Here is a 26,297-nt window from a genome sequence, read left to right as displayed (position 1 = left end):
GCCGACGGCGAGGCACCGCGAGCGGGATACCCGCCGGTCAGGGGGTGAGCGGCGTGAACAGCTTGTTGGCGGACCGGCCGACCGCGCCGGTGAGCGTCGCGTCGATACCGCCGCCGACGACCCCGCCGACCAGCGGTACGGCCTTCGCCAGCGTGATCAACGCCCGCTTCGTGCCGTACTTGGCGAGCAGCATGAACCCGAGCTTCTGGTTGATCTTCCGGATCAGATCGATGGAGACCTTCCGGATCGCCTGCTCGGTCAGCTTGACGCCGATCTGGGCCCCGAGCGTGCTGAGCGTCGACTGGATGTTCGAGCCCACCGCGACCAGCGGGATCATCGCCTGCGTGTGCGGGTCGTCGAGGTCGTAGCCCCGCAGGTAGGCGATCGCTCCCGCCAGGCGGACGTTGATGACGAGCGCCCCCGCGACGTTCGCCGGCAGCGTGATCGGCAGGGTGAGGAAGCCACCCAGGCCGGTGACGAACCCGGCCGACCCGGCGGCCATGACGGATTCCTTGATGAGTCGTCCGATCACCTTGTCGACGTCCTCGGCGGGGGTGCCGCCGCGATTGCCGAGCAGCGAACTGTCGTACCTGTCGCCCTGCACCGCCCGCAGCCGGGACTCGGCCCAGGCCGCCGAGCCGGTGACCGGGCCGACGCCGTTGCGCACCACCTTGTTGACGGTGTTGACCAGCGCCAACGCGGTACGGCTCGTCTTCTCGTCGTCGTGGTCCCCGGGCGTGGGCTGCTCACTGTCGAGCCGCGATTCGGCGGTGTCGTCCATGGCGAACCACTCCAGTCGTATCGATCACCGCTGTCAACACGACTGTCGTCCGTCAGTCACGGCCGTACGTCGACTGTGGATCAGGCTTACGGCCGGATCGTCAGTCGTTCCGCCGCCGCCAGCCGCTCGACGGCGGCCCGGTGCGGAACCGCGTGACTGGTACGGCCGCCCACGCCGGTCGTGGTGACGGCGGTGAACAACGAGTTGAGCAGCGCCTCCTCCACCGCGTCCAGCACGCCGGCGAACACCGGGTCGATCGCGGCGTCCGGGATCGGCTGCTGATCCGACGTGGTGAACGCGATCGCGTAGTCCCCGCTCGTGGTGCTGAACGACGCGCCCACCCGGGCCATCGCGAACACGGCCCGCCGGGCGAGCCGCCGGAGCTGGCGCGCGTCCAGGGGTACGTCCGTCGTCACCACGATCATGCACGAGTTGCCGGGCGGCTCGGTCCGGTCGGCGGCCGGGACCAGCTCGTCGACGGGTAGCGGCACGCCGAGCGCGGTGAGGACGCCGCCGAAGTTGGACTGGACCAGCGCGCCGACCGTCCGTGTACGGCCGGCGGCCTGCACCGTGCGGGACGAGGTGCCGATGCCCGCCTTGTAACCGAGCGCGGTGGTGCCGGCGCCGGCGCCGACGCAGCCTTCGGCGGGGAGCCCGCCGCTCGCCCCGGCGACAGCGGCCAGGACGTGGGCCTCGGTGATCGGGCGGCGGCGGATGTCCGACAGGTGCCCGTCGTTCGTCTCACCGACCAGCGGGTTGAACGACAGCCCGTCCGGTCGGCGCGCCATCAGGTGCCCGAGCAGCGCGTCCGCCGCCCGGAACACCGACAGCGTGGCGGTCAGGACCACCGGAGATTCGAGTACGCCGAGTTCGTCGACCTGGGTCGAGCCGACGAGCTTCCCGTGGCCGTTGCCGGCGTACACCGCGGCGGGCAGCGTCCACCGGCCGGGCCCGAGCCCGCTCGGCACGATCGCGGTGACGCCGGTGTGCAGGTCGGCGCCGTCGTCGACGGTGGTGTGACCGACCAGCACGTCGGGGACGTCGGTGATCGCGTTGTGCGGCCCGGTGGGCAGCGACCCGACGACGATCCCCAGGTCGCGGGCGCGCCGGCCGGACCGGCTCAGGACGCCGCCGACCGGATAGCCTGCACGATGCCGGTCGGGGAGTAGTCGTCGGGGACGCCCTCGACCAGGATGATGTCGCCCTCGATGTGCCGCGAGCGCAGCGGCGCGATCTCCTGGTAGGCGGGCGAGTCCCACCAAGCCCGCGCCTCGGCGATGCCGGGGAAGCCGAGCACCACGACGGCGCCGGGCCAGGCGCCCTCCTTCACCTCGTGCGGCGTGGCGTGGACGAGGAAACGGCCGCCGTACGGGGCGAGGGTGGCCGGGAGCCGTTCGATGTACTCGGCGACGTCCGGGTGCGGTGCGGCGTCCTGGAGGTGGGCGATGGCGTACGCGGGCATGGTGTCCTTCCGGCCGTCGAACTCCGAACGCCGATCCTGGCACAGCGGTCAGCAGTCGTTCTTGCCCATTTCCGTGAACTCGTCGGTGTTCAGGTTCCGGACGCGACGGCCGCGACGGCGGCGTGCGAGCGGTGGTTGTCGTCGTCGAGGCGTGGCAAGCGCTCGACCTCGGCGAACCCGGCTCGGCGCAGCCGCGCGGAGAACTCGTCCACCGGCCAGCGGTACGCGGTGGCGACCTTGTGGTCGAACGCGCCCACCTCGTCACCGATGAAGATGCCGACCACGAGCGGCCCGCCCGGCACGATCGCGCGCCGGAACCCGGCCAGCACGCGGTCGAGATCCGGTGGCGGGAGGTGGATCAGCGAGTACCAGGCGAGGATGCCCGCGACCGAGTGGTCGGCAACGGCGAGGTCGTCCAGCGACCCGAGCCGGTACGTGCCGTCCGGGTGGGCTGCCCGCGCGTGCGCGACGAACTCGGGAGCCAAGTCGATCCCGGTGGCGTCGACGCCCAGCGCGCGGAGGTGGGCGGTGAGGTGACCCGGTCCGCACCCCAGGTCGAGCACCGGGCCGGTCCGCCCGGCCAGGTGGCGCTCGATCAGGGCGAGGTCGTCCGCGTGCACCGTAGCGGTGGTGCCGAACAGGTCGATGTAGAGCGTCGCGACCGCCCCGTACGCCTGTCGTATCCGATTGTCGTCCATGTGGCGACCATACGGAGGCGCCGGCGAAGCCGTAGCGAGTGAGCTGAGCATGTCACCGAGGCGGCCGACCGACCACTACCGACCGACGCCCTGGCGCTGCCGAACGGCCAGCACGACCAGCAGTGAGGGCACCAGTACCCACAACTGCGCAGCCGTGTAGTGCCGCAGTTCGGCCGGAACGTCCACGCGCTCGACTTCCGATTCGAGCGCCCCTGGACGGATGAGTGTCATCGCGTGCCAGGCCGGCGCCGAACACCCCGACGAGGAACTCGGCCAGGATCACCCACCGCCGCCACCGAACACCGGCGGATCCCCACATGTCGATGGCGGCGAGCCTGCGCACGTCGAGTCCGAGGGGCATACCGGCATGGTGTCACTGGCCATCGCGGCGGGCCAGCGGTTCCCATCGACACGGAAACCTACTGCTCCAAGCGGTCGTCCCACGCACTCGTCCGGTCATGCCCGATCGGAGAGCGGGCTATGTGTACATGTCGATGTTAGCGCCACCATCATTCGTCCTCCGGGTGCTGGCGAGCGTCGGCCCGGGGTGCGGCACCCCGCGCGAGCCTGACGCGACGTCGTCGTTGAATGATTCGGGGAGGTTACGACTTGACGAACGCCGAGTTATCGCCCACATTCGATGTTCAAGGACGAGGCTGGGGCTATCGGGCGGGGCTGCCTTGTCGAGAACAGACGCGTGCCTCGTGGTGCGCGCGCTCTTGTTAGCGCTAACACCTGGGCGGGTGTGCCGCTCGGGTTTCCGGCCAGTCGAGGAGGATCATGTTCGCCTTTGGTAGGTCTCCGTCGATCTCCCCGCCGCGTCCGCGGCGAAGCTGGTTGCCGCGGGTCGTCGCGGCGGGGGCGGCAGCCCTGTTGGCAGGCGCCGGCGCGGTGGCTGTGACGTCGGCGCCCGCAGCCGCGGCCACCGTGGACACCAGCGCGTGGTACGTCCTGGTGAACCGCAACAGCGGCAAGGCGCTCGACGTCTACAACCTCGCCACGAACGACGGCGCGCGGATCGTGCAGTGGTCGCGCAACAACGGCAACCAGCAGCAGTGGCAGTTCGTCGACTCCGGTGGCGGTTACTACCGGCTGAAGTCCCGGCTGTCCGGCAAGGTGCTCGACGTCTACAACTGGTCGACCGCCAACGGCGGCAGCATCGTCCAGTGGTCCGACACGAACGGGACCAACCAGCAATTCCGGCTGGCCGACTCCGACAGCGGTTACGTCCGGCTGATCAACCGCAACAGCAACAAGGTGGTGGAGGTGCAGGGCGCCTCGACCGCCGACGGCGGAAACATCGTCCAGTACGACGACTGGAACGGCGCCAACCAGCAGTGGCAGCTCGTCCGGGTGGACGGTGGCGGCGGCAACCCCACCACGCCGCCTCCCACCACGCCCCCGCCGGGCGGTACGTGCAATCTGCCGTCGTCGTACCGCTGGTCGTCGACCGGTGTGCTGGCGCAGCCGCGCTCGGGCTGGGTGTCGTTGAAGGACTTCACGGTGGTGCCCTACAACGGTCAGCACCTGGTGTACGCCACCACGCACGACACCGGGTCGTCGTGGGGGTCGATGAACTTCGGGCTGTTCTCGAACTGGTCGCAGATGGCCTCCGCCAGCCAGAACGCGATGTCGTCGGGGACCGTGGCGCCGACGTTGTTCTACTTCGCGCCGCGCAACATCTGGGTTCTGGCCTACCAGTGGGGCCCGACCGCGTTCTCGTACCGGACCTCGACGAATCCGACGAACCCGAACGGATGGTCGTCGGCGCAGCCGCTGTTCACCGGCAGCATCTCCGGTTCCGGCACCGGCCCGATCGACCAGACGCTGATCGCCGACGACCAGAACATGTACCTGTTCTTCGCCGGTGACAACGGCAAGATCTACCGCTCCAGCATGCCGATCGGGAACTTCCCCGGCAGCTTCGGCTCGAACTACACCACCATCATGTCCGACAGCACGAACAACCTGTTCGAGGCCGTGCAGGTCTACAAGCTGCAGGGCCAGACCCGCTACCTGATGATCGTCGAGGCCATCGGCTCGCAGGGCCGCTACTTCCGGTCCTTCACCGCCACCAGCCTGGGCGGCTCGTGGACGCCGCAGGCCGCCACCGAGTCCAACCCGTTCGCGGGCAAGGTCAACAGCGGCGCGACCTGGACCAACGACATCAGCCACGGTGAACTGATCCGCACCACCGCCGACCAGACCTTCACCGTCGACCCCTGCAACCTCCAACTGCTCTACCAGGGCCGCTCCCCCAACTCCGGCGGCGACTACGGCCTCCTGCCCTACCGACCCGGACTGCTCACCCTCCAGCGCTGAGCGCGTACCCCGGATCCGGAGAGCCCGGCCCGCGTGATCGCGGGCCGGGCTCTCCGGCGTCTCGCCCGGCGATCGTTGCCCCTGAGGCAACGACGGTGGCTCGGTCCGTCGTTGATCGGAACCACGCCGCCCGGGAGGGTGGAGTGGTCACCACCTCCCGGACGAAGGGTTGAGCAGATGTCCTTCCAGGCGTACCTCGACGCGATCGAGGACAAGACCGGCAAGACCCCGCGCGCGCTCGTCGACGAGGCCAGGGAGCGCGGCTACGACGCCGCCGACGTCAAGGCCGGCGTGATCGTGGCCTGGCTGAAGGACGAGTACGGCCTCGGCCGGGGACACGCGATGGCCCTGGTCCACGTGATCAGGAACGGGCCGAAGATCAGCGCCAAGCACGTCGGTTCCACCGGCACCCACCGCGACGACAGCGACACGCTGTGGCTGGACGGAAAGGCCGCCCGGGCCGCCGCGTAGCGGGGCGTGGACAGCGACGCCTATCGTTCGCGGCATGGGAGCGATCAAGCCGTGGCACCTGTCCGTCCTGATGCTCTGCTGTCTCCTGCCGCTCGTCGCGGCGGTGGTGGCGGTGGTGTGGGCGCGGCGGGGCCGCCGCTGACCCGTCAGTGGCCGGCGACGAACTCCTCCACCGCCGTGCAGACCCGCCCCAGCGCCTCGGCCGAGGCCGCCAACGGTCCGGGCACCATCATCGAGTGGTCGGCGTCGGCGACCTCCACCACGTACGGGGTGAGCCGGCGCGCCACCGCACCGTCCCAGACCTGGTCGGCGGTGCCGCCGGCCAGCAGGAACGGCGCGGTGGCCCGGCCCAGCGGCTCCCGTACCGCGGGGTCGGTCAGCAGCGGCGTCAGCCAGACCGCCGGAATGCCCCGGTCGGCGGCGAGCGGCGCGGCGAAACTGCCGAGCGACTTGCCCACGAGCAGATCCACCCCGGCGTCGAGGACCGGGTCCAGCTGCTCGGCGACCCACTCCGGCGCGTTGTCGGGACGCAGGTCGCCCAGCGACCGCCAGGTCACCTCGTGCACCTCGAAACCGAGCCGGCGCAACGCCTCGCCGATGTAGACGAACAGCGGCCCCCGGGTGTCGTAGCCCCGTCCCGGAGCGAGTACCGCGCGTCGATCCGCCATGGCCGCCTCCCTCTCGTTCGGTCGATGCGTCACGCTAGCCGCTGCACGGTTTTCCGGTGACCCCTCGGCCTCAGAGCCGTTCCGGGGTACGGATGCCGAGCAGGTCCAGGCCCTGCCGCAGCACCCGCCCGGTCAGCTCGCACAGCACGAGCCGGCTCTCCCGCAGCGGTCCCTCCGCCCGCAGCACCGGGCACCGCTCGTAGAACGCGCTGAACGCGACCGCCAGCCGGTGCAGGTAGGCGGGCAGCCGGTGGAACTCCAGGGTGCCCGCCACCTCCTCGACCACCGCGGCGAAGCCGACCAGCTCGATGGCGAGCGCCCGCTCGGCCGGCTCGGCGAGCGAGACGTCCGCGTCCGGCCGCGCCGCCGCGCCGGCCCGCCGGAAGATCGACCGGACCCGGGAGTACGCGTACTGGAGGTACGGCGCGGTGTTCCCGTCCAGTGACAGCATCCGCTCCCAGTCCAGCACGTAGTCCTTGTGCCGGTCACCGGACAGGTCGGCGTACTTGATCGCACCGATGCCCACCGCGCGCCCCACAGCGGCGGCCTCCGCCTCGCTCAGCTCCGGATTCCGTTCCCGGGCCAGCGCGGTGGCCCGCTGGACCGCCTCGGTGAGCAGCCCTACCAGCTTCACCGACCCGCCGGCCCGGCTGCGCAGCATCCGCCCGTCCGGACCGAGGATCGAACCGAACCCGACGTGCTCGGCCCGCACCGGCGCGGCCAGCCAGCCGGCCTGCGCGCCGACCGCGAACACCATCTCGAAGTGCCGCCGCTGCGGCAGCCCGACCACGTAGAGCAGCCTTGTCGCGCCGAGCGTGCCGGTCCGGTGCCGCAGCGCGGCAAGGTCGGTGGCCGGGTAGCCGTACCCGCCGTCGGACTTGCGCACGATCAGCGGCAACGGCTCGCCGTCCCGGCCCACCGAACCGGGCGGGAACACGCAGTCCGCGCCGTCGCTGCGCCGCAGCAGCCTGAGCCGGTCCAGCTCGTCGACGGTCGGCGCGAGCTGGTCGTGGTAGCTGCTCTCGCCCCGGAAGTCGTCGCCGGTCAGCGTCACGTCGAGCAGGTCGTACACGGTCAGGAAGTAGCTCTCCGACTGCGTCACCAGCAGCCGCCACAGCCGCAGCGTCGCCGGGTCGCCGCCCTGCAACGCCACCACCCGCCGCCGCGACCGTTCCTGGAACGCCGGGTCGTCGTCGAACTTCGCCCGCGCCGCCTTGTAGAACCCGTCCAGGTCACCCATCGACAGCTCCTGCGCCGCCCCGGCCTCGCCCAGGTCGAGCAGGTGCTCGATCAGCATGCCGAACGGTGTGCCCCAGTCGCCGAGGTGGTTGGCGCGCAGCACCCGGTGCCCGAGCCACTCCAGCGTCCGCGCCGCCGCGTCCCCGATCACCGTCGACCGCAGGTGCCCGACGTGCATCTCCTTCGCCACGTTCGGCCCCGAATAGTCGACCACCACCGTCTCCGGCTCGGCCACCGGCGGCACGCCGAGCCGCGGGTCGGCGGCCAGCGCGGACACCAGCCCGCCGAGCGCGTGCCCGGCCACCGTGAGGTTCAGGAAACCCGGACCGGACACCTCGACCGCCGCGCAGACGTCGGCCAGCGACGCGCGCTCCCGTACCTCCGCGGCGATCTCCCGCGGCGGACGGCCGAGCCGCCGGGCCAGCCCCAGCGCCGCGTCCGACTGGAAGTCCGCGTGCTGCGAGCGCCGCACAGCCGGGTCCACCGGCATGCCGGCCACCGCCGCGAACGCGGGCGCCAGCCGGTCGGCAAGCAACCTTTCAAGATCCATGAGTACGCCGATCTCGCTCTGGATCCGCCGCGCGGATCACCTGACGGGAACGCGACGGCGGAGCGAGGACGATCGATGACGACCGGCGGCTCGATCCGCCGGTCGCAGGAGGGGAAGGCTCAGCGCAGGCGGTCGCGGGACCGCCGGCGTCGCAGCGCGCCGAGCCGGACGTCGGAGGACGTCATCGGGTACGCGTGCGAGCTGGCCATGTCGTCAGCGTAACCGGCCGGTCCGGGGCCGGCGCAAGCGCGTACCCCGGACCGGCTCGGCGTCAGGCCGAGGTGGCGACGGCCTTGCGGTAGCGCTCGGCCCGGCGCCGCACCTGGGTGTACGCGCTGCTCAAACCCATCGCCCGGCGCACCTCGACGAGCGTGCGACGCACCTCGACGCGGGTCCGCTCGGTGCCGGTGACGATCAGCTCGTCGACCAGGCCGGGCTGCGCCTCGAAGCGGGCCCGGCGCTCCCGGACCGGGTCCAGGAACCGGTTGAGCGCCGTCACCAGCGCCTCCTTGACCTCGACGTCACCGACCCGGCCCGCCCGGTAGCGGTCCTTGAACTCCGCCACCTGTGCCCGGTCCGGGTTGAAGACGTCGTGGTACTCGAAGACCGGATTCCCCTCGACGGTGCCGGGCACGTCGGCGCGGACCCGGTTCGGGTCGGTGTACATCCCCATCACCTTGCGACGCACCGTCGCCGCGTCGTCGGAGAGCGCGATCGCGTTCCCCTTGCTCTTGCTCATCTTCCCGGCGCCGTCGGTGCCGACCAGCGTGGGTGTCTCCGACATCAGCATGTCGGGCACCGGGAAGACCTCGCCGTAGAGGTGGTTGAACCGCCGGGCGATCTCCCGGGTCACCTCGACGTGCGCCGCGTTGTCCTTCCCGACCGGCACCACCTGCCCCTTCACGCAGAGGATGTCGGCGGCCTGGAGGACCGGGTAGCCGAGTAGGCCGTACGGCATCTCTTCCTTGCCGGCGTCGCGGGTCATCTCCTTCAGCGACGGCACCCGTTCCAGCCGGGGCACCGTGATCAGGTTCTGGAACAGCGTGTTCAGGTCGCCGACCTCGGGGATCGCCGACTGGAGATAGAACGTGGCCCGCTCCGGCTCCACCCCGGCGGCCAGGATGTCGGTGACCATCTCGCGGGCGTTGTGCGCCACCTGCTCGATGTCCGCGCGGCTGTTGCGGGTGGTGAGCATGTGCAGGTCGGCGATGATGAAGAAGCTCTCGTAGCGCTGGTGCAGCCGTACCCGGTTGGCGATGCTGCCCACGTAGTGGCCGAGGTGCAGCCGCCCGGTCGGGCGGTCGCCGGTGAGCATGCGTGCAGAGGACATGGTCGTACGCCTTTCGTGCCGTTCGATGGCGGGGAGACGCGACCCGGGTGTCACCCGGGTCGGTGGAGCGGGCTCGTCAGAACGAGCGCCGCCATCGCCCGCCGGCGCGGAACCGAAGTCCGCCGGCACGGAGTACGTCGAGGATCTGCTCCCGGCCGTCCACAGCGTGGCCCCGGAGACCGTCACGGGTCTCCGGGAGGCAGCTGCGCGGCCGGACCATGCCTGACACGGTAGCCGCTCACCGGCCCGCGCCGCTGCCTCCTGCCGCGCTTACTGCTGTCGATAGCTTTCGGTGTAGTAGCTGCCGACCCGCTCCCGGTACTCCGGGTGCGCGAAGTGGTCGCTGTCGAACGCGGGCGACTCCTTCACCTGCTCCCGGGTGCGGTCCACGTGCACCACGCGCTCCAGGTGGTCGACCTGGGCCACCGTCCCGGCCGGCAGCAGCACCTTCTTGCCGAAGATCCACGGGCCGGTGTCCACCACCAGGTACCGCGCGTCGGCGTCGTCGCTAGCCTCGTCGATGGAGCCGATCCGGCCGTCAGTCGCCTCCACCCGGTAGCCGGTCAGGTCGATCGGCGTACCCGGACCGGGGGCGTCCAGCCGATCGTCGGCGTCCGAGGCGTCGCGCTGCTGCGGCACGTCTCCCGGCCGGGTCTGGTCGTACCCACCGGCCAGGGCGGACGGATCCCGCCAGGTCCACGGGTTGAACGGCTGCATCGGTGGCACCTCCGTCGAATCGGCTCGACAGAACAGTGCCCCGGGGGCGGAAACGGAAACGCGCGCCGCGTCGCCCGCCGGCCCGACCTGGGCGTACCGCCCCGCTGGCATACTGGCCGACCATGGTCCTGTCACGGGGTTGGTCGCTGTTCCTGGTCGCCGTCGGTGTCTGGACGTGGGCGATCTGGCCGAGGTTCGCCGTCGCCATCTGGAACGACGAGCGCGCCTGGTCGGCCGGGGTCGTGGGCGAAGGCAGCCCGACGAGCTTCCTGTGGGTGCACGCCCTGCTCATCGGCGCCTCCCTGGCGATCGGCACGACGGTGGGAGTCCTGGGCGTTCGCGCCTACCGGGCCTCTCGCCGCCCGTCCCCCTCCTCGCTCTCGGGCCAGCCCCGATGATCAAGGAGTTTGTGTCCGCCGGGACCGCGGATCAGGACGCGAACTCCTTGATCGTGAGTGCGACGCACGGGTGTGACGCGCGCCGCTACCCCTGGATTTGACGTTCAAACCGCAGACGCGTAACTTTCTCTCTGCCAGCGCGGAACGGGGCAAACGGGACGAAAGCCCGGGAGCGCCGAACCAGGCTGGTGCCGGGCTCGACCGAGGCTTAACGCCTTGCGAGGGCGCGGCCCGGGCGAGGCCCGCCGAAACGCCGCAGGGCGGATTTGGCGGAGCGGAACCGACCGGGTAAGGTTGTCGACCGGCAGGGAAACGGACGAGCCCGCGGGAAACCGCAGCGGCCGGCCTGCCAAATCCGATGATCAGGCGCAGCGGGTGACTGCTGCGCGTGCTCAGCGGCGCCGACCCGTACGAAGCATGACAGACCGGGACACACGGTTTGACACGGCAGAGACGGTGAGGTAACGTAGTAAAAGTGCCCGGCGCGCGAGCGGCGGGTGAACGAACGAAATACCCCAAATGGGGGTTCCGCTGGTGCGGTGCTTCTGGTTGGTGTGTGGTTGTTCTTTGAGAACTCAACAGGGTGCTTGTAAAGCCAGTGCCAATTGTTTTATACCCCGGACTGGTCAGGCTGTTGTCTGATTTGGTTGGGATTCCTTTGGCAACACTTTTGTTGCCAGGACATTGTGTCCGACAAAGTTTTTGTTGGAGAGTTTGATCCTGGCTCAGGACGAACGCTGGCGGCGTGCTTAACACATGCAAGTCGAGCGGAAAGGCCCTTCGGGGTACTCGAGCGGCGAACGGGTGAGTAACACGTGAGCAACCTGCCCCAGGCTTTGGGATAACCCCGGGAAACCGGGGCTAATACCGAATATGACCTCCGATCGCATGGTTGGTGGTGGAAAGTTTTTCGGCTTGGGATGGGCTCGCGGCCTATCAGCTTGTTGGTGGGGTGATGGCCTACCAAGGCGACGACGGGTAGCCGGCCTGAGAGGGCGACCGGCCACACTGGGACTGAGACACGGCCCAGACTCCTACGGGAGGCAGCAGTGGGGAATATTGCACAATGGGCGGAAGCCTGATGCAGCGACGCCGCGTGAGGGATGACGGCCTTCGGGTTGTAAACCTCTTTCAGCAGGGACGAAGCGTAAGTGACGGTACCTGCAGAAGAAGCGCCGGCCAACTACGTGCCAGCAGCCGCGGTAAGACGTAGGGCGCGAGCGTTGTCCGGATTTATTGGGCGTAAAGAGCTCGTAGGCGGCTTGTCGCGTCGACTGTGAAAACCCGCAGCTCAACTGCGGGCCTGCAGTCGATACGGGCAGGCTAGAGTTCGGTAGGGGAGACTGGAATTCCTGGTGTAGCGGTGAAATGCGCAGATATCAGGAGGAACACCGGTGGCGAAGGCGGGTCTCTGGGCCGATACTGACGCTGAGGAGCGAAAGCGTGGGGAGCGAACAGGATTAGATACCCTGGTAGTCCACGCTGTAAACGTTGGGCGCTAGGTGTGGGGGGCCTCTCCGGTTCCCTGTGCCGCAGCTAACGCATTAAGCGCCCCGCCTGGGGAGTACGGCCGCAAGGCTAAAACTCAAAGGAATTGACGGGGGCCCGCACAAGCGGCGGAGCATGCGGATTAATTCGATGCAACGCGAAGAACCTTACCTGGGTTTGACATGGCCGCAAAACTGTCAGAGATGGCAGGTCCTTCGGGGGCGGTCACAGGTGGTGCATGGCTGTCGTCAGCTCGTGTCGTGAGATGTTGGGTTAAGTCCCGCAACGAGCGCAACCCTCGTTCGATGTTGCCAGCGCGTTATGGCGGGGACTCATCGAAGACTGCCGGGGTCAACTCGGAGGAAGGTGGGGATGACGTCAAGTCATCATGCCCCTTATGTCCAGGGCTTCACGCATGCTACAATGGCCGGTACAATGGGCTGCGATACCGTGAGGTGGAGCGAATCCCAAAAAGCCGGTCTCAGTTCGGATCGGGGTCTGCAACTCGACCCCGTGAAGTCGGAGTCGCTAGTAATCGCAGATCAGCAACGCTGCGGTGAATACGTTCCCGGGCCTTGTACACACCGCCCGTCACGTCACGAAAGTCGGCAACACCCGAAGCCGGTGGCCCAACCCTTGTGGAGGGAGCCGTCGAAGGTGGGGCTGGCGATTGGGACGAAGTCGTAACAAGGTAGCCGTACCGGAAGGTGCGGCTGGATCACCTCCTTTCTAAGGAGCACCATCCACCGAAAGGTGGCATGGAGCCCGCACCGCCCGAACGTGGTGGTGGGGTGCTCAGATGGCGGAGACACTGGCAAGTCTGCTGCCGGCAACGGCCAGAAATTTTCCTAGTACAGCTGCTCCTCGGAGCGGTGGGAACGGGGTTCTGGTGCGGCTGGTGGCGGATGTAAGCACCCTGTTGGGTCCTGAAAGAACAACCCGAGCGGTTGTCTTTCAGAGCCGGAGTCCGAGGTGATGCCTCGGGATGGCGCCAGGCATGGCCTGGTCTCGCATACCGCCGGCGGTGCAGCTGGGTTTGGTGTGGGGCTTGTGGGTTGTGGGTTGGTTGTTTGTTGAGAATTGCACAGTGGACGCGAGCATCTTTGTGGTCAAGTTGTCCAGGGCGAACGGTGGATGCCTTGGCACCAGGAGCCGATGAAGGACGTGGGAGGCCGCGATAGGCCTGGGGGAGCTGTCAACCAAGCTGTGATCCCAGGGTGTCCGAATGGGGAAACCCGGCATCAGTCATGTGATGTCACCCGCACCTGAACACATAGGGTGTGTGGGGGGAACGCGGGGAAGTGAAACATCTCAGTACCCGTAGGAAGAGAAAACAAATTAGTGATTCCGTGAGTAGTGGCGAGCGAAAGCGGATTGAGGCTAAACCGGCGGCGTGTGATACCTGTCAGGGGTTGCGTGGTCGGGGTTGTGGGACCCTGCTGAACAAGCTGACACTTGTTCGAGAAGTTACAAAGTCAGTGGCTAGTCGAACAGTCTGGAATGGCTGACCGTAGACGGTGATAGTCCGGTAGGTGAAAGTTGCTGGTCTTCTGTGGGTGTTCCCGAGTAGCGGCGGACTCCTGAAATCTGCCGTGAATCTGCCAGGACCACCTGGTAAGCCTAAATACTTCCTGGTGACCGATAGCGGACGAGTACCGTGAGGGAATGGTGAAAAGTACCCCGGGAGGGGAGTGAAATAGTACCTGAAACCGTTCGCCTACAATCCGTCGGAGCCTTGCGGGGTGACGGCGTGCCTTTTGAAGAATGAGCCTGCGAGTTAGTGGCATGTGGCGAGGTTAACCCGTGTGGGGGAGCCGTAGCGAAAGCGAGTCTGAATAGGGCGTTTTTAGTCGCATGCTCTAGACCCGAAGCGGAGTGATCTAGCCATGGGCAGGCTGAAGCGCGGGTAAGACCGCGTGGAGGGCCGAACCCACCAACGTTGAAAAGTTGGGGGATGACCTGTGGTTAGGGGTGAAAGGCCAATCAAACTCCGTGATAGCTGGTTCTCCCCGAAATGCATTTAGGTGCAGCGTCGCGTGTTTCTTGCCGGAGGTAGAGCACTGGATGGTCTAGGGGGCCCACAAGCTTACCGAAATCAGCCAAACTCCGAATGCCGGTAAGTGAGAGCGCGGCAGTGAGACTGCGGGGGATAAGCTTCGTAGTCGAGAGGGAAACAGCCCAGATCACCAGCTAAGGCCCCTAAGCGTGTGCTAAGTGGAAAAGGATGTGGGGTCGCATAGACAACCAGGAGGTTGGCTTAGAAGCAGCCACCCTTTAAAGAGTGCGTAATAGCTCACTGGTCAAGTGGTTCCGCGCCGACAATGTAGCGGGGCTCAAGCACACCGCCGAAGCTGTGGCATTCACATTTCAACTTCGTGCCTCCTTGATGGGGTATGCAGGTGTGTGGATGGGTAGGGGAGCGTCGTGCCGGGGGTGAAGCAGCGGGGTGACCCAGTTGTGGACGCGGCACGAGTGAGAATGCAGGCATGAGTAGCGAAAGAAGGGTGAGAAACCCTTCCGCCGGATGACCAAGGGTTCCAGGGCCAGGCTAATCCGCCCTGGGTGAGTCGGGACCTAAGGCGAGGCCGAGAGGCGTAGTCGATGGACAACGGGTTGATATTCCCGTACCCGCGAAAGAGCGACCCTGACGAACCTCGTTGTGCTAACCACCCGAACTGCCGGCGGTCTTCGGACCTATGGTGGGGAGCGTGGGAACCTGGCGGGTAGTAGTCAAGCGATGGGGTGACGCAGGAAGGTAGCTGAGCCCGGCCGGTGGTTGTGCCGGGGTAAGCGTGTAGGCCGGTGTGTAGGCAAATCCGCACACCATGGGGCTGAGACGTGATGCCGAGCCGATTCAGGTGAAGTCAGTGATCCTATGCTGCCGAGAAAAGCCTCTAGCGAGTTCTTAGCGGCCCGTACCCCAAACCGACACAGGTGGTCAGGTAGAGAATACCGAGGCGATCGGGCGAACTGTGGTTAAGGAACTCGGCAAATTGCCCCCGTAACTTAGGGAGAAGGGGGGCCGGAGACGTGAAGCCCCGCGCGGGTGGAGCGTTGTATGGCCGCAGAGAGCAGGGGGAAGCGACTGTTTACTAAAAACACAGGTCCATGCGAAGAAGTAATTCGATGTATATGGACTGACGCCTGCCCGGTGCTGGAACGTTAAGGGGACCTGTTAGCTCTTCGGGGCGAAGCGGAGAACTTAAGCGCCAGTAAACGGCGGTGGTAACTATAACCATCCTAAGGTAGCGAAATTCCTTGTCGGGTAAGTTCCGACCTGCACGAATGGCGTAACGACTTCCCCACTGTCTCAACCACAGGCCCGGCGAAATTGCATTACGAGTAAAGATGCTCGTTACGCGCGGCAGGACGGAAAGACCCCGGGACCTTTACTATAGCTTGACATTGGTATCTGAATTAGCTTGTGTAGGATAGGTGGGAGCCGGTGAAGTCCATACGCCAGTATGGGTGGAGGCAATCTTGAAATACCACTCTGGTTGATTTGGGTATCTAACTTCGGACCGTTATCCGGTTCAGGGACAGTGTCTGGTGGGTAGTTTAACTGGGGCGGTTGCCTCCTAAAGGGTAACGGAGGCGCCCAAAGGTTCCCTCAGCCTGGTTGGCAATCAGGTGTTGAGTGCAAGTGCACAAGGGAGCTTGACTGTGAGACTGACAGGTCGAGCAGGGACGAAAGTCGGGACTAGTGATCCGGCACTGGCATGTGGAAGCGGTGTCGCTCAACGGATAAAAGGTACCCCGGGGATAACAGGCTGATCTTCCCCAAGAGTCCATATCGACGGGATGGTTTGGCACCTCGATGTCGGCTCGTCGCATCCTGGGGCTGTAGCAGGTCCCAAGGGTTGGGCTGTTCGCCCATTAAAGCGGTACGCGAGCTGGGTTTAGAACGTCGTGAGACAGTTCGGTCCCTATCCGCCGTGCGCGTAGGATACTTGAGAAGGGCTGTCCCTAGTACGAGAGGACCGGGACGGACGAACCTCTGGTGTGCCAGTTGTCCCGCCAGGGGCACGGCTGGTTAGCTACGTTCGGAAGGGATAACCGCTGAAAGCATCTAAGCGGGAAGCTCGCTTCAAGATGAGGTATCCCACCCACATTGTGGGGTAAGGCCCCCAGCTAGACGACTGGGTTGATAGGCCGGAAATGTAAGCCCGGTAACGGGTTCAGTTGACCGGTACTAATAGGCCGAGGACTTGACTACCAAGCTGCTACGCGTCCACTGTGCAACTCTGAACAAACCACCACCCACCAGGGTTGGTTGACATGTTCATAGAGTTACGGCGGTCATGGCGGAGGGGAAACGCCCGGTAACATTCCGAACCCGGAAGCTAAGCCCTCCAGCGCCGATGGTACTGCACTCGGGAGGGTGTGGGAGAGTAGGACACCGCCGGACAACCTTTCAAATTCAGGGCCACCCCCACGGGGTGGCCCTGAATTGCGTTTCCCACCGGAATTGCCACGACGGGCCGCCTCGGTCTCGTACCGTCGAGCCGGGGACCCGTCGACGCACGCTCGCCCGCCGGCTCGGCGGCGAAACGTGACGTGCCGTACGCCGGGACCACGATCGGGGCCGACCACACGGGGTACAGGAGTGGGCATGGAGATCGGAATCATCGGATCAGGGCACATCGGGGGCACCCTCACCCGTCGTCTGCGTTCACTCGGTCACGACGTCGCGGTGGCCAACTCCCGCGGGCCGGAGAGCCTGTCCGACCTCGCCGCCGAGACCGGCGCCCGGGCGGTGTCGGTGGAGGAGGCCGTGCAGGGCGCCGAGCTGGTGGTCGTCGCGATCCCGCTGAAGGCGGTGCCGCAGCTGCCGGCGCCGCTGTTCGACGGCAAGCTCGTGGTGGACGCCAACAACTACTACCCCCAGCGGGACGGCGACATCGCCGAGCTGCTCGACCGCAGCCTCAGCTCCAGCCGCTGGACCGCCGACCATCTCAAGGGCGCGCGCGTGGTGAAGGTCTTCAACAACATCCAGGCCGCGCACCTGATGGACGAGGGCAAGCCGGCGGGTACGGCCGGCCGGATCGCACTGCCTGTGGCCGGTGACGACGCCGACGCCAAGCGGATCGTCATGGGCCTGGTGGACGACCTGGGCTTCGACCCGGTCGACGCGGGCACCCTGGACGAGAGCTGGCGGCAGCAGCCGGACACGCCCGTCTACGGCACCGATCGGGACGCCGACGGCGTACGCGAAGGACTGGCCGCGGCGCGGCCGTGAGAAGCAGGAGAAAGGCCCCGCCGGACGCGTCCAGCGGGGCCTTTCGGCGTTTCGTGGATCAGTCGTCGCCGCCCGGCTTCGGGGCGCAGATGAAGCGCGGCTCGGCGTCGTAGCGCCAGCTGAACTTCTCCCGCTTGACCACCTTGCCGTCCTTCTTGATGACCCGGTACGCGTCCTGGGCGAACCCGATGCTGCCGGCTGCGGCGATGCAGGTCGGTCCCGGCGTCAGGTAGACCGTCTTCGGCTGGGTGATGTTGCGGCGAGGGCCGTACTCGGTCTTCACGCTGTCGTAGAGCTTGGTGCTCCAGATCGACACGGTGATCGAGCTGGAGGTGTACGACGTGTCGATCAGGACGCCGTAGGGCGTGTTGTTGCGGAACTTGAAGTCGAGCTGCGGCCAGTAGATGGTCGACTCGATCACTGCCGGGTAGCGGCTGAAGTAGAACGAGTGCGGCTTGTGCTCGACGTCCTCCAGCCCGGCGTAGTAGGTCGCGTTGAACAGCGTGGTGGTGAACTGGGAGACGCCACCGCCGACGCCCGGCACCAGCTTGCCGCCGACAATCGTCGGCGCGTCCTTGTATCCCTGGTCGTAGCCGCGTTCGCCGGTGTGCCCGTTGAGCGAGAACGTCTCGCCCGGCTTCACCAGTGCGCCGTCCACGTCCTTCGCGGCGCGGACGATGTTCTGGCTGCGCGGCGACGAGAGGCCGCCGGTGAAGTGGGTGGTGAAGCTCGACACCCGCTCCTTGATGCCGAGCTTCGCCAGCTCCGCCTCGGTCAGCTCGGGGGCGGCCGGCTTCAGCGCGGCGGTCACCGTACGGCCCTCGGTCTTCGGCAGCACCGCGAGCAGCGCCGGGCCGAGCGCGGCGGCGTCGACCTGGCGCCCGGGCTTGCTGGGCACCACCTTCGGCTTGCCGCCGCTGATGGTCAGCCCGGCGTCCCGCGGCTCGATCTCGAGCTTCGTGAGCCGGTCACCGAGCGCGGTACGCAGCCGCTTGACGTCGACCTTCGGAGTGAGCGTGCCCGCGTCGTCGGCGGAGAAGCGCAGCGACCGGGCGATGGCGGCGGGCGGGATGGTGACCGAGCCGCCGTCGGTGGTGAGCGTGACCGGTGCGGCCACCGCGGGCCGGGCCAGCTCGGAGACGAGGCGGTCCACCTCCTCGCGGGTGGTGGCCGGCCACTTCTCGACGAGCGGCACGGTGACCGGCTCGGCCGCCAGCCAGCCGGCCTTCACCACGGCGGTGGCGCCGTCCGTGTCGATCGTCAGCGCCGGCTTCGGGTAGACCGGCTTCGGTGTGGTGCCGGTCCAGACGATTGCCGGCATGGTCATCTCGCGTCCCTGCGCGCCCATCACCTTGCGCAGGGCCGCCCCCAGCTTGGCCTGGTCGACGGTGACCACCGGCTCGACCGTACGGGAGCCGACGAGCCGGCTCACCGCGTGCGCGTCGGCCTCGGCCGCAGCCGCCACCGTCGCTTCCACATCGATGGCGAGCCCCACCTCGGACGGCTTCAGCTCGGCCTTGTTCTCGCCGACGGCGACCGCGAGCGGGGCGTTCAGCGTGTCGGCCCGGCGTTCCAGCTCGGCGCGGAGCGCCTGGGCCGCCTCCGCGCGGCTCCGCCCGCCCAGCTCGGTGCCGAGCACCGTGGTGCCACGGGGTACGTCACCGGCGTACGCGTAGGCGCCCAGGCCGATACCACCGGCGAGCACGGCCGCGACGATCCCCCCGGCCAGCAGCAGCCGGGCCCGCCGCGAGCGGCTCGGCTCGGGCGCGTCGCCTCCGGGCGGTGTGGCGACCGGCTCCATCTCGACGCCGGGCCAGCTCACCGCCGCCACCTTGATGGTGGGACGGTCGTCGGCAGCCGGCATCTTCTCGCCGTACATCGTCACTGCAACCTCGATCGGAAGTACACGCGGGGACCGCTTCCCCCGCGGGAGACACCTACGGTAACCAACGCTCGGGCCCATCGGGAGGGTCCGGCCCGGCGCTCGTGTCGGGCGACCGCCGGTGTCGTACCGATCACCCGTTTCGGGGCCGTGCCACGGTGTGGATCGTGGCACGGTGAGCTGGTGCGGACACAGGATCGGGTGCCGGCGTACGGCGGTGGGTGGCTGGACCGGGCGGCGGCGCGGCGCGCCGACGCGGACTGGCTGGCCGAGCGGCTGGCCGATCCGGCGAGCGTCGTGCTGCCGCTGTGGCGGGACCGCTGCCTGGTCGACGACGACGGCCCGGTCCGGCTCACCGCGCAGCGCGCGTCGGCCGTCCGGGCCACCGCGGGCGAGACCGTCTTCCTCGGGCTCGACGGGGACGCCGCGGTGTTCGCCGTCGACCTGTCCGCGCTCGGCGAGCGGGCGGCCGTGGAGGCGACAGCCGCGACCGGCGTGGTCGACCTGCGGGCGCTCGCGGGCCGGCTCGACCCGGCCGGAGCGGCGATCCAGGCGTACGCCCGGGGGTTGTTGTTGTGGCACCGGCAGCAGCGATACTGCGGCGCGTGTGGCGCGGCGGCAGTGGCCGGTGGCGGTGGACACGTCCGGACCTGCGCCGACGCGGAGTGCGGGCGGCTGCTGTTCCCCCGGATCGAGCCGGCCGTCATCATGCTCGTCGAGGCGCCCGGCCCGCCGGGGCGCTGTCTGCTGGCCCGGCACGCGGGCGCGGCCGAGGGGGCCTGGTCGACGCTCGCCGGCTTCGTCGAGGTCGGTGAGAGCCTGGAGGACGCGGTCCGCCGGGAGCTGGCGGAGGAGGCTGGGGTGACAGTCACCGACGTGACCTACCAGGGGTCGCAGGCGTGGCCGTTCCCCGCCGGCCTGATGGTGGCTTTCCGGGCCGTCGCCACGTCCGAGCAGGTCCGCGTGGACGGGGAGGAACTGCTGGAGGCGCGTTGGTTCAGCCGGGCGGAGCTGCGGGAGCGGATCGCGTCCGGGCGGTCGCTGGGCCGGGTGGACTCGATCGATCACCTGTTGCTGGGTGACTGGCTGAGCGCCGACGCGCCGGCACGGCCATCAGCAGTGTCGTGACCACGGCCGTCGCGAGGGCCGCGGCGACGAGACCGCCGACGGTACGCGGGCGCAGAATCGCGGCCACCGTCACCAGTGCGCCGGTGCCCAGCCACAGCGGTGCCGCCGCCCACCTGACGCCCCCGGCGAGACGGTCGTTGAGCAGCACGAACGTCACCGCGTAGAGCGCGCCGACGGCGGCGAACAGCGGCGCGTACCGGCCGAGCGCCGTGTAGTCGGGTCCGCCGACGAGCCGGAAGGCCAGCCCGCCGGCGACCGCCGACGCGCCCACCAGGACCAGACCGCACGCGCCCGTCACCGCGAGCGCCACGGTACGGCTCCGGCGGTCGCCGCGAGCCAGGCGTGGCAGGGCGAGGACGGCGGCGACCTGCGGCGCCCAGAGCGCGCCCTTGGTCAGGACGGTCCCCACCGAGTACGCCCCGGAGCCCGACGGTGGCAGCAGTTGCCGGGCCAGGAGCAGGTCGGCGTAGGAGACGACGAGCATCGCCAGCGTCGCCCCGCATCCGGCGGTCACCTGGGCGACGGTCAGGCGCGGGGCGGCCGACGGACGCCGGGGCGTACCGGTGAGCCGGGCCAGCGCCGGGGGCGCCAGCGCGGCGGTGAGCGCCCCGATCCCCAGCGCGCCGGTCAGGCCCGCGCCGAGCAGCAGCCCCACGATCACCCCGCCGTAGCGGGCGGCGGCCAGCAGCGCCATCGCGGTGGCGAGCCGCAGGAAGCGCTGACCGCCCTGCAACTCGCCGAGCGAGCGCGACGAGAGCACCACCGAGGCGGTGGTGACCGCCAGCAGCGCGGGCACCACCGCGGGCAGGTCCAGCGCGGCGACCAGCACCGGCGTCGCCACCAGCAACGCCCCCGCGCACATGGCGGCGGTCAGCACGGTGAGCCGCCGGGTGTCGGACGGGCCGTGCCGGGCGTGGTGCACGGCGACTGCCAGTTGCAGGCCGAGCCCCGGCACACCGGCGATGGCCACCAGGCCGAGGGCGGTGGCGAGCGCGCCGAGGTCGTCCGCGTCCAGCTTCCGGGCGGCGAGCACCGGCACCAGGTAGGCCAGGCCGTTGACCAGGACACCGGCGAGCGTGACGGCAACGCCCGCCGCGCCCAGCCCGGTTCTCCGGCCGTCCGCCGCCTCCGGCTCGGGGCCCGTCCGTTCCTCGCTCACGTGATCTCCGAGACGCGGGCCGCCGGGCCGCCGTCCGAGCCCGGCACGGCGTCCGGTGCCGGCCGCCCGTCCGGACCCGGCTCGGCGCGACCGTCCAGGTCCGGACCCGGCTCGGGGTCGCGGTCCGGGCCTCGGTCCGCGGCCGGCTCGACGTCGCGGTCCGCGGCCGGCTCGGCCTCCCGGTTCGCGGCCGGCTCGGCCTCATGGTCCGCAACCGGCCCGGTCTCGCGGTCCGGTCCCAGGCCCGCAACGGGACCCGGACCGGCGAGTGCGGCTGGGACGGCAGGACCGGCGAGGGTGGCGGGAGCGGCGACGGCAGCGGCGGCGAGGGCGGGGACGGGCGTCGGCTGCCCGTCCGGCTCCGGCGCCCGGGGGCCGGCACGGCCGGGGCCGCCGCCGGGGCCGGGCGGATCCGGCGTACGGGCCGGCGGCGGGCGGTCGTGGGAAGCCAGAGCGCGCCCAGGGCGGCGACCGTCAGAAGTTGCGGCAGCGCGTCGGTGTGCTGGTCGGCCGATTCCAGGTAGACCCACCCGGCCAGCGCCACCAGCGCGCCGGGAAGCCACGTCTCGGCCGCCCGGGCGATCCGCCTGACCCGCCGGGGGTCACCGGTCCAGGGCAGGCGGCGCGGTCCGGGTACGGCGAGCATGAAGCCCGCCGCGACCAGCAGGGCACCGAGCAGACCGCTGTGGAGCACGAGCGCGGCGGCGCCGACTGCGAGCAGCGGCAGCGAGCGGGTGAGCCGTCGCCGGGCCGCCGGTACGACGGCGACCGCGCGATCCCCGGCCGGCCGGCGGTCCGGCAGCACCGCGAGCAGGACCACCACCGCCAGCAGGACGCCGCCGAGCAGCAGACCCATCCGGTACGGAGTGTCCGGCGTGAAGCGCAGCACCACGTCCCCGGCGACACCGGCGGGCAGGATCCAGCCCTGCTGCCAGCCGTCCACCACGAGCGGGGTGAGCGTCTTCCCGCCGATGGTCGCCTGCCAGCCGGTGTTGGTGTTCTCCCGGACCGCGAGCACCCGGTCGACGGAGTGTTCGGACACCCGTACCCGACGCTCGGTGGCCGACCAGGAACCCACCTCGATATCGCCGGCGGCGGCCGCCGCGGCGGGCGTGGCGGTGCGCGGCGCCAGCGCGACCCGGGTGGCGACGGCGAGCGTGCCCGCCGTGGTGATGACGCGGTGCTCGCCGCTGGCCAGGTCGAGCTGCCGGGGTGTGTTCCGGCCGCAGGCGGTGACCGGCATCTCGCGCATCTCCAGCAGGTCGCGCACCGTGCCGGTGAGCGTGGTGGTGATGCGGGACGAGCCGACCTGGAGCGTCGGGCCCGATCCGCAGGCCAGCTTCAGCGGCGTCTCCGGGCGGGGTGCGACGGTGGTCCCGAGGGGCAGCACCGTCACCTCACCGACCGCGATGGGCAGCGGCTCGGGCAGGCGCAGGCCGTACGGGTCGATGCTCGTGACGGACGGCTTGTCGAGGAACTGGATGGTGATCGAGTCGGTTCGCATCGGCGGGTCGAGCGTGAGCACACCGTCGTTGGTGAGCAGGTTGCTGCGGAAACCGTCGTTGCCCACCACCCGGACGCTGCCGAGCCGGGTGGCGGCGGTCCCGTCCTCGACGGTGAACCGGATCCGGCTGATGACCTGCGGTTCGAGCCAGGTGAGGCGCAGGATCGGCGCCTCGTCGTTCAGCGCCGGTGACCAGCTCGTGGCCGGGTCGCCGTCGAGGACCGCGCCGGGCCGGCCGGCCGGGTCGGGCACCGCCGTCGAGGACGCGGTGACCTGCGGCGCGAGGCGCAACGGCTGGGCTTCGGCGACCAGCTTGTCCAGGGCGGCGTTCAGCTCCGGGCCGGGCGTCGGCCGCGCCCACATCCTCGTGTCGTACGTCCCGGCCACCGGCAGCGTGAAGGTGCGGTCGATGGTGGAGCCGTCCTCCGAGCCGCGGATCGCGTCGGTGGAGCAGCGCGGGCGGCCGTCGACGGTGAAGCAGGCAGGCGTGGACGGCGCCGCCGACACGACGACGCCGGCCGGCTGATCGGTGGCGGGGGCGGCGGGCAACTGGAGCGTCCGGCCGGTCTCGACGCCAGGAATCTTGATCTCGCTGATGCCGACCGACTTGTCGCCGAACGGGCGCAGGTCGAACGCGGCGTCGACGGCGACCTCGACCTTGCGGGTGGCGTGGACGCCGGCCAGCTCGAAGACCATGTGGTCACCGAACTGCTCGACGGTGCGGCTCTCGTACCCGGCGGTCACGGTGACTGTGGTGGGCAGGGCGTCGGCCTTCAGGTCGAACCACACCTCGACCCGGGTGACCCGGGTCGGGTTCGCCAGGTTCACCTCGATCCACTGCTTGTCGCTGTCCGAGTGCGGCGCCGACCGCCAGGACGTGGCGGTGTCGCCGTCCATCGCCGCGTACGGCTGGTACTCCGGCCGGGCGCCGCCGGTGGCGTCGATCTGGGAGCGGGCGGTCGAGGCACGGATGCCGCTGATGCCCTCGAAGCGGGCGACGGTCGACCACTCCGGCCCCCAGTCGGGCAGGTAGTCGTGCGCGGGCGCGGTCACCGCGAAGGTGTCGTCGGCGGTGAGCGTCTGGGAGGAGTTGTCGCGCAGCCGGCCGAACGAGACGTCGCGTCGTCGCAACCCGTCGGTCAGCACGACCGGCCCCGTGGTCTCGCCGGCCTTCGCGTCGCCGGCCAGGACCGTGGGCGCGGCGCCGAGCTGGCCCGAGGCGGCCAGGTCGAGCAGCGACTCGGGACCGCCGACGACAGTGGTCACGTCGTCGCGGTCGTACGCGACCACCGGCTGGACGGGCCGGTCCACCCGGTACACCTCGAGTGCCCGTCCGGGCACGTCGAGGCCCTGGTCGCGGAACTCGTCCGGGGAGTCGGAGCCGCCGCGTACCGGGCCGAAGGACACGACGCGGGTCAGCCCGGGTGAGCGTTCCAGCGCCTGCCGGACGACCGCCGGGCGGGCCGTGTCCGAGCGGCCGTGGTCGAGGTCGGCGCGGAACAGTACGTGGCTGATCCCGGAGCGGGCGAGCAGGTCGGCCAGGCCGGCCGAGCCGGCGCCGGTGGCGAGCGTCGACTCGATCGCGTCCAGCAGCCGGATCGTGGCGGGCGGGGTGAACGGGATGGCGTTGCGCACCGCCCACCGGCTGTCCAGCAGCGGCTGGGCGATCTCGTCGGTGGTGCTGCCCCAGTCGTACGCGGGGAAGCGCGCGCCGGGGACCACGAGCACGCGTCCGCGTCCGGTGTTGGCGTCCAGCCAGTCGGTGGCCTCGTGCCAGTAGCCGGGCACGTCCTTGACCGCGCCCGGCGTGGCGAGGCCACCGGCGAGCGCCGGTGAGGCGACGCCCGCGACCGCCACCATCGCGGTGCCGGCGGTGAGCCAGGCCCGGGCCGTGGCGCGGCCGCGGCGCTGCTCGGGTGCGGTCCGGGCGGCGCGTACGGCGAGGCTGACCAGGTGCGCCAGGCCGAGCGCCAGCGGCAGGCGGAGCAGCACGTCGAACTTGTGCACGTTGCGCAGCGGGGCGCCGATGCCGTCGAGGAACTGCTGCTGCGGCCCGGCGAGGATGTTGGGCAGGTCGCCGGTGTGCCCGAGCCCGACGAGCGCGACGCCGAGCAGCAGACCGGTGATGAGGAACCGGCGGTGCGGCATTCCCCGCCGGGACAGGCCGAGCACGCCGAGCGCGGCGACCGCCAGGGTGGCCACGACGAGCAGCGTCTCGTTGGCCAGCCGCGCGCCGGCCGGGATGGTCGCGCCGAACGGGGAGGCCAGGTAGGCGACCCAGTAGGAGGCGCCGCGCAGCGTCGTCACCGCGTCGGTGACGCTCGTGGTGTTGCGGGCGGTCTCGATGTAGTCCAGGAACGGCGGGCTGTACCGGCCGAGGACCAGCAGCGGGATCAGCCACCACGCGGTGGCCATGGCGACCGCCCCGCACCAGGCCGCGAGGGCGGTGACGCGGCGGCGCAGCGGCTGGAGCGTGGCGAGCCAGAGCAGGGCGAGCGGCACCACGGCGGCGACGGCTGTGGCGTTGACGCCGCCCGCGCACGCGACGGCGATCGCCGACCCGGCGACCGCGCGTCGCAGCCGGGCGCCCCGGGCGAGTCCCACGAGCGGGATGAGCACCCACGGCGCGACGGCGCTGGGCCAGGACTCCACCGACGACCAGCCGAGCTGGGTCAGGATGCGCGGGGACAGCGCGAACGCGACGCCGGCGATCATCCGGCCGGCGGGACTGCCGATGCCGAGCCGGCCCGCCAGCCGCACCACACCGAGGTACGCGACGCAGAACAGCAGCGCCCACCACAACCGCTGGACGATCCACGGCGCGATGCCCAGTTCCGTCCCGAGCAGGAAGAACGGGCCCATCGGCCACAGATATCCGTACGCCTGGTTCTGGAGCTGGCCGAACGTGCCGGTGGGGTCCCACAGGTGCAGCGAGCGCAGCAGCCACCCGGCCGGATTCACGTTCAGGTCGACCTTGGTGTCCGGTACGACCTGCCCGGGTGCCTGCTGGAAGGCGAGGGCGGTGAGCGCGAGACAGATCGTCAGGTGCCGGAACCGTCGCGCCGTCTGCCGGGCACGGCCGGTCTCCCGGGCGGGGAGATCCGTCCCCGTCGGCGACGTTGTCGTCCCGTCCGCACGCATTTTCGGCTCCTGTCTCGCCGGCCGTACGCGTACCTGCAACATGACGCGTGTCGCGCGACGTTATCCGGAGCGGACGCGCAGCGGCGACCTGGGGGCGCTGCGCGGCTTTATCAGGAGAAC

Annotated in this window: 14 protein-coding genes, 3 rRNA genes and 2 pseudogenes; 8 read left to right on the top strand and 11 right to left on the bottom strand. The window is 69.6% G+C overall.

The genetic code is table 11. From position 1 onward, the window contains the following. Positions 1–37 precede the first annotated feature (37 nt). The 4 genes from ACQP26_RS29575 to ACQP26_RS29560 all read right to left on the bottom strand — a co-directional run bounded on the left by ACQP26_RS29575 (position 38) and on the right by ACQP26_RS29560 (position 2,941). Complete coding sequence (locus ACQP26_RS29575) at positions 38–781, bottom strand: EcsC family protein (RefSeq protein WP_269703528.1); 744 nt, start codon at positions 779–781, stop codon at positions 38–40. Positions 782–867: 86 nt separating this feature from the next. Beyond that, positions 868–1,812 (bottom strand): P1 family peptidase, encoded by a 945-nt coding sequence (locus ACQP26_RS29570; RefSeq protein ID WP_433494546.1) that lies wholly within the window; start codon positions 1,810–1,812, stop codon positions 868–870. An 89-nt stretch (positions 1,813–1,901) separates the two neighbouring features. Beyond that, a complete protein-coding gene (locus ACQP26_RS29565; protein ID WP_269703529.1) occupies positions 1,902–2,243 on the bottom strand; it encodes a DUF1330 domain-containing protein in 342 nt (113 codons plus the stop codon). Between the two features lie 89 nt (positions 2,244–2,332). Further along, positions 2,333–2,941, bottom strand: coding sequence for a class I SAM-dependent DNA methyltransferase (locus tag ACQP26_RS29560; RefSeq protein WP_269703530.1), 609 nt, complete (start codon positions 2,939–2,941; stop codon positions 2,333–2,335). A gap of 780 nt (positions 2,942–3,721) precedes the next feature. Between ACQP26_RS29560 and ACQP26_RS29555 the strand changes: the two genes are divergently transcribed. Continuing rightward, positions 3,722–5,263, top strand: coding sequence for a non-reducing end alpha-L-arabinofuranosidase family hydrolase (locus tag ACQP26_RS29555; protein WP_433494545.1), 1,542 nt, complete (start codon positions 3,722–3,724; stop codon positions 5,261–5,263). A 177-nt stretch (positions 5,264–5,440) separates the two neighbouring features. Further along, positions 5,441–5,734 carry a DUF4287 domain-containing protein gene (locus ACQP26_RS29550; protein WP_433494544.1) on the top strand — a complete coding sequence of 98 codons (294 nt, stop codon included), beginning with the start codon at positions 5,441–5,443 and terminating at the stop codon, positions 5,732–5,734. 146 nt (positions 5,735–5,880) lie between these two features. On the opposite strand, the gene ACQP26_RS29545 is transcribed toward ACQP26_RS29550, so the two are convergent. The 4 genes from ACQP26_RS29545 to ACQP26_RS29530 form a co-directional block, all read right to left on the bottom strand. Continuing rightward, entirely contained in the window at positions 5,881–6,402 is a 522-nt protein-coding gene (locus tag ACQP26_RS29545; protein WP_433494543.1) for an alpha/beta hydrolase, read from the bottom strand. Positions 6,403–6,472: 70 nt separating this feature from the next. After that, positions 6,473–8,191: an arginine--tRNA ligase gene (argS, locus tag ACQP26_RS29540; RefSeq protein ID WP_433494542.1), complete on the bottom strand. Its 1,719-nt coding sequence runs from the start codon at positions 8,189–8,191 to the stop codon at positions 6,473–6,475. Positions 8,192–8,462: 271 nt separating this feature from the next. Further along, entirely contained in the window at positions 8,463–9,521 is a 1,059-nt protein-coding gene (gene trpS, locus ACQP26_RS29535; protein ID WP_433494541.1) for a tryptophan--tRNA ligase, read from the bottom strand. A gap of 270 nt (positions 9,522–9,791) precedes the next feature. Next, positions 9,792–10,238, bottom strand: coding sequence for a PRC-barrel domain-containing protein (locus ACQP26_RS29530; RefSeq protein ID WP_269703536.1), 447 nt, complete (start codon positions 10,236–10,238; stop codon positions 9,792–9,794). A 122-nt stretch (positions 10,239–10,360) separates the two neighbouring features. Here ACQP26_RS29530 and ACQP26_RS29525 point away from each other — a divergent pair, with 122 nt between their 5' ends. The 5 genes from ACQP26_RS29525 to ACQP26_RS29505 all read left to right on the top strand — a co-directional run bounded on the left by ACQP26_RS29525 (position 10,361) and on the right by ACQP26_RS29505 (position 17,363). Beyond that, positions 10,361–10,636 carry an SCO4848 family membrane protein gene (locus ACQP26_RS29525; protein WP_269703537.1) on the top strand — a complete coding sequence of 92 codons (276 nt, stop codon included), beginning with the start codon at positions 10,361–10,363 and terminating at the stop codon, positions 10,634–10,636. A gap of 702 nt (positions 10,637–11,338) precedes the next feature. Next, positions 11,339–12,853, top strand: a 16S ribosomal RNA gene (locus ACQP26_RS29520). Positions 12,854–13,231: 378 nt separating this feature from the next. Next, positions 13,232–16,340 (top strand): 23S ribosomal RNA (locus tag ACQP26_RS29515). Positions 16,341–16,415: 75 nt separating this feature from the next. Beyond that, positions 16,416–16,532, top strand: a 5S ribosomal RNA gene (rrf, locus tag ACQP26_RS29510). The 16S, 23S and 5S rRNA genes sit together here, the layout of an rRNA operon. A 204-nt stretch (positions 16,533–16,736) precedes the next feature. Continuing rightward, positions 16,737–17,363: an NADPH-dependent F420 reductase gene (locus tag ACQP26_RS29505; protein WP_433494540.1), complete on the top strand. Its 627-nt coding sequence runs from the start codon at positions 16,737–16,739 to the stop codon at positions 17,361–17,363. A 58-nt stretch (positions 17,364–17,421) separates the two neighbouring features. Here the strand turns inward: ACQP26_RS29505 and ACQP26_RS29500 are convergent, their stop codons facing one another. After that, positions 17,422–19,242 (bottom strand): VanW family protein, encoded by a 1,821-nt coding sequence (locus ACQP26_RS29500; RefSeq protein WP_433496226.1) that lies wholly within the window; start codon positions 19,240–19,242, stop codon positions 17,422–17,424. A 186-nt stretch (positions 19,243–19,428) separates the two neighbouring features. Between ACQP26_RS29500 and nudC the strand changes: the two are divergent. Beyond that, positions 19,429–20,352, top strand: a pseudogene (gene nudC, locus ACQP26_RS29495) (NAD(+) diphosphatase); the annotation flags it as partial. On the opposite strand, the gene ACQP26_RS29490 reads toward nudC, so the two are convergent. Both ACQP26_RS29490 and ACQP26_RS29485 read right to left on the bottom strand, forming a co-directional pair. Next, positions 20,243–21,532: a lipopolysaccharide biosynthesis protein gene (locus tag ACQP26_RS29490; protein WP_433496225.1), complete on the bottom strand. Its 1,290-nt coding sequence runs from the start codon at positions 21,530–21,532 to the stop codon at positions 20,243–20,245. The pseudogene nudC and the gene ACQP26_RS29490 sit on opposite strands and share 110 nt — an antisense overlap. Before the next feature lie 352 nt (positions 21,533–21,884). Continuing rightward, positions 21,885–26,177 (bottom strand): annotated as a pseudogene (locus ACQP26_RS29485) (alpha-(1->3)-arabinofuranosyltransferase); the annotation flags it as partial. Positions 26,178–26,297: the final 120 nt, after the last annotated feature.

Origin of the sequence: Micromonospora sp. CA-248089 (assembly GCF_050948515.1) — a bacterium.
Lineage (GTDB): Bacteria > Actinomycetota > Actinomycetes > Mycobacteriales > Micromonosporaceae > Micromonospora.
This window is presented reverse-complemented; position numbering and strand designations above follow the sequence as displayed.

What these genes read in the sequence shown, in the direction of transcription:
- ACQP26_RS29575 (WP_269703528.1), bottom strand. Translation starts at nt 781, where the DNA reads ATGGACGACACCGCCGAATCGCGGCTCGACAGTGAGCAGCCCACGCCC.
- ACQP26_RS29565 (WP_269703529.1), bottom strand. Translation starts at nt 2,243, where the DNA reads ATGCCCGCGTACGCCATCGCCCACCTCCAGGACGCCGCACCGCACCCG.
- ACQP26_RS29560 (WP_269703530.1), bottom strand. Translation starts at nt 2,941, where the DNA reads ATGGACGACAATCGGATACGACAGGCGTACGGGGCGGTCGCGACGCTC.
- ACQP26_RS29555 (WP_433494545.1), top strand. Translation starts at nt 3,722, where the DNA reads ATGTTCGCCTTTGGTAGGTCTCCGTCGATCTCCCCGCCGCGTCCGCGG.
- ACQP26_RS29550 (WP_433494544.1), top strand. Translation starts at nt 5,441, where the DNA reads ATGTCCTTCCAGGCGTACCTCGACGCGATCGAGGACAAGACCGGCAAG.
- ACQP26_RS29545 (WP_433494543.1), bottom strand. Translation starts at nt 6,402, where the DNA reads ATGGCGGATCGACGCGCGGTACTCGCTCCGGGACGGGGCTACGACACC.
- argS (WP_433494542.1), bottom strand. Translation starts at nt 8,191, where the DNA reads ATGGATCTTGAAAGGTTGCTTGCCGACCGGCTGGCGCCCGCGTTCGCG.
- trpS (WP_433494541.1), bottom strand. Translation starts at nt 9,521, where the DNA reads ATGTCCTCTGCACGCATGCTCACCGGCGACCGCCCGACCGGGCGGCTG.
- ACQP26_RS29530 (WP_269703536.1), bottom strand. Translation starts at nt 10,238, where the DNA reads ATGCAGCCGTTCAACCCGTGGACCTGGCGGGATCCGTCCGCCCTGGCC.
- ACQP26_RS29525 (WP_269703537.1), top strand. Translation starts at nt 10,361, where the DNA reads ATGGTCCTGTCACGGGGTTGGTCGCTGTTCCTGGTCGCCGTCGGTGTC.
- ACQP26_RS29505 (WP_433494540.1), top strand. Translation starts at nt 16,737, where the DNA reads ATGGAGATCGGAATCATCGGATCAGGGCACATCGGGGGCACCCTCACC.
- ACQP26_RS29500 (WP_433496226.1), bottom strand. Translation starts at nt 19,242, where the DNA reads ATGTACGGCGAGAAGATGCCGGCTGCCGACGACCGTCCCACCATCAAG.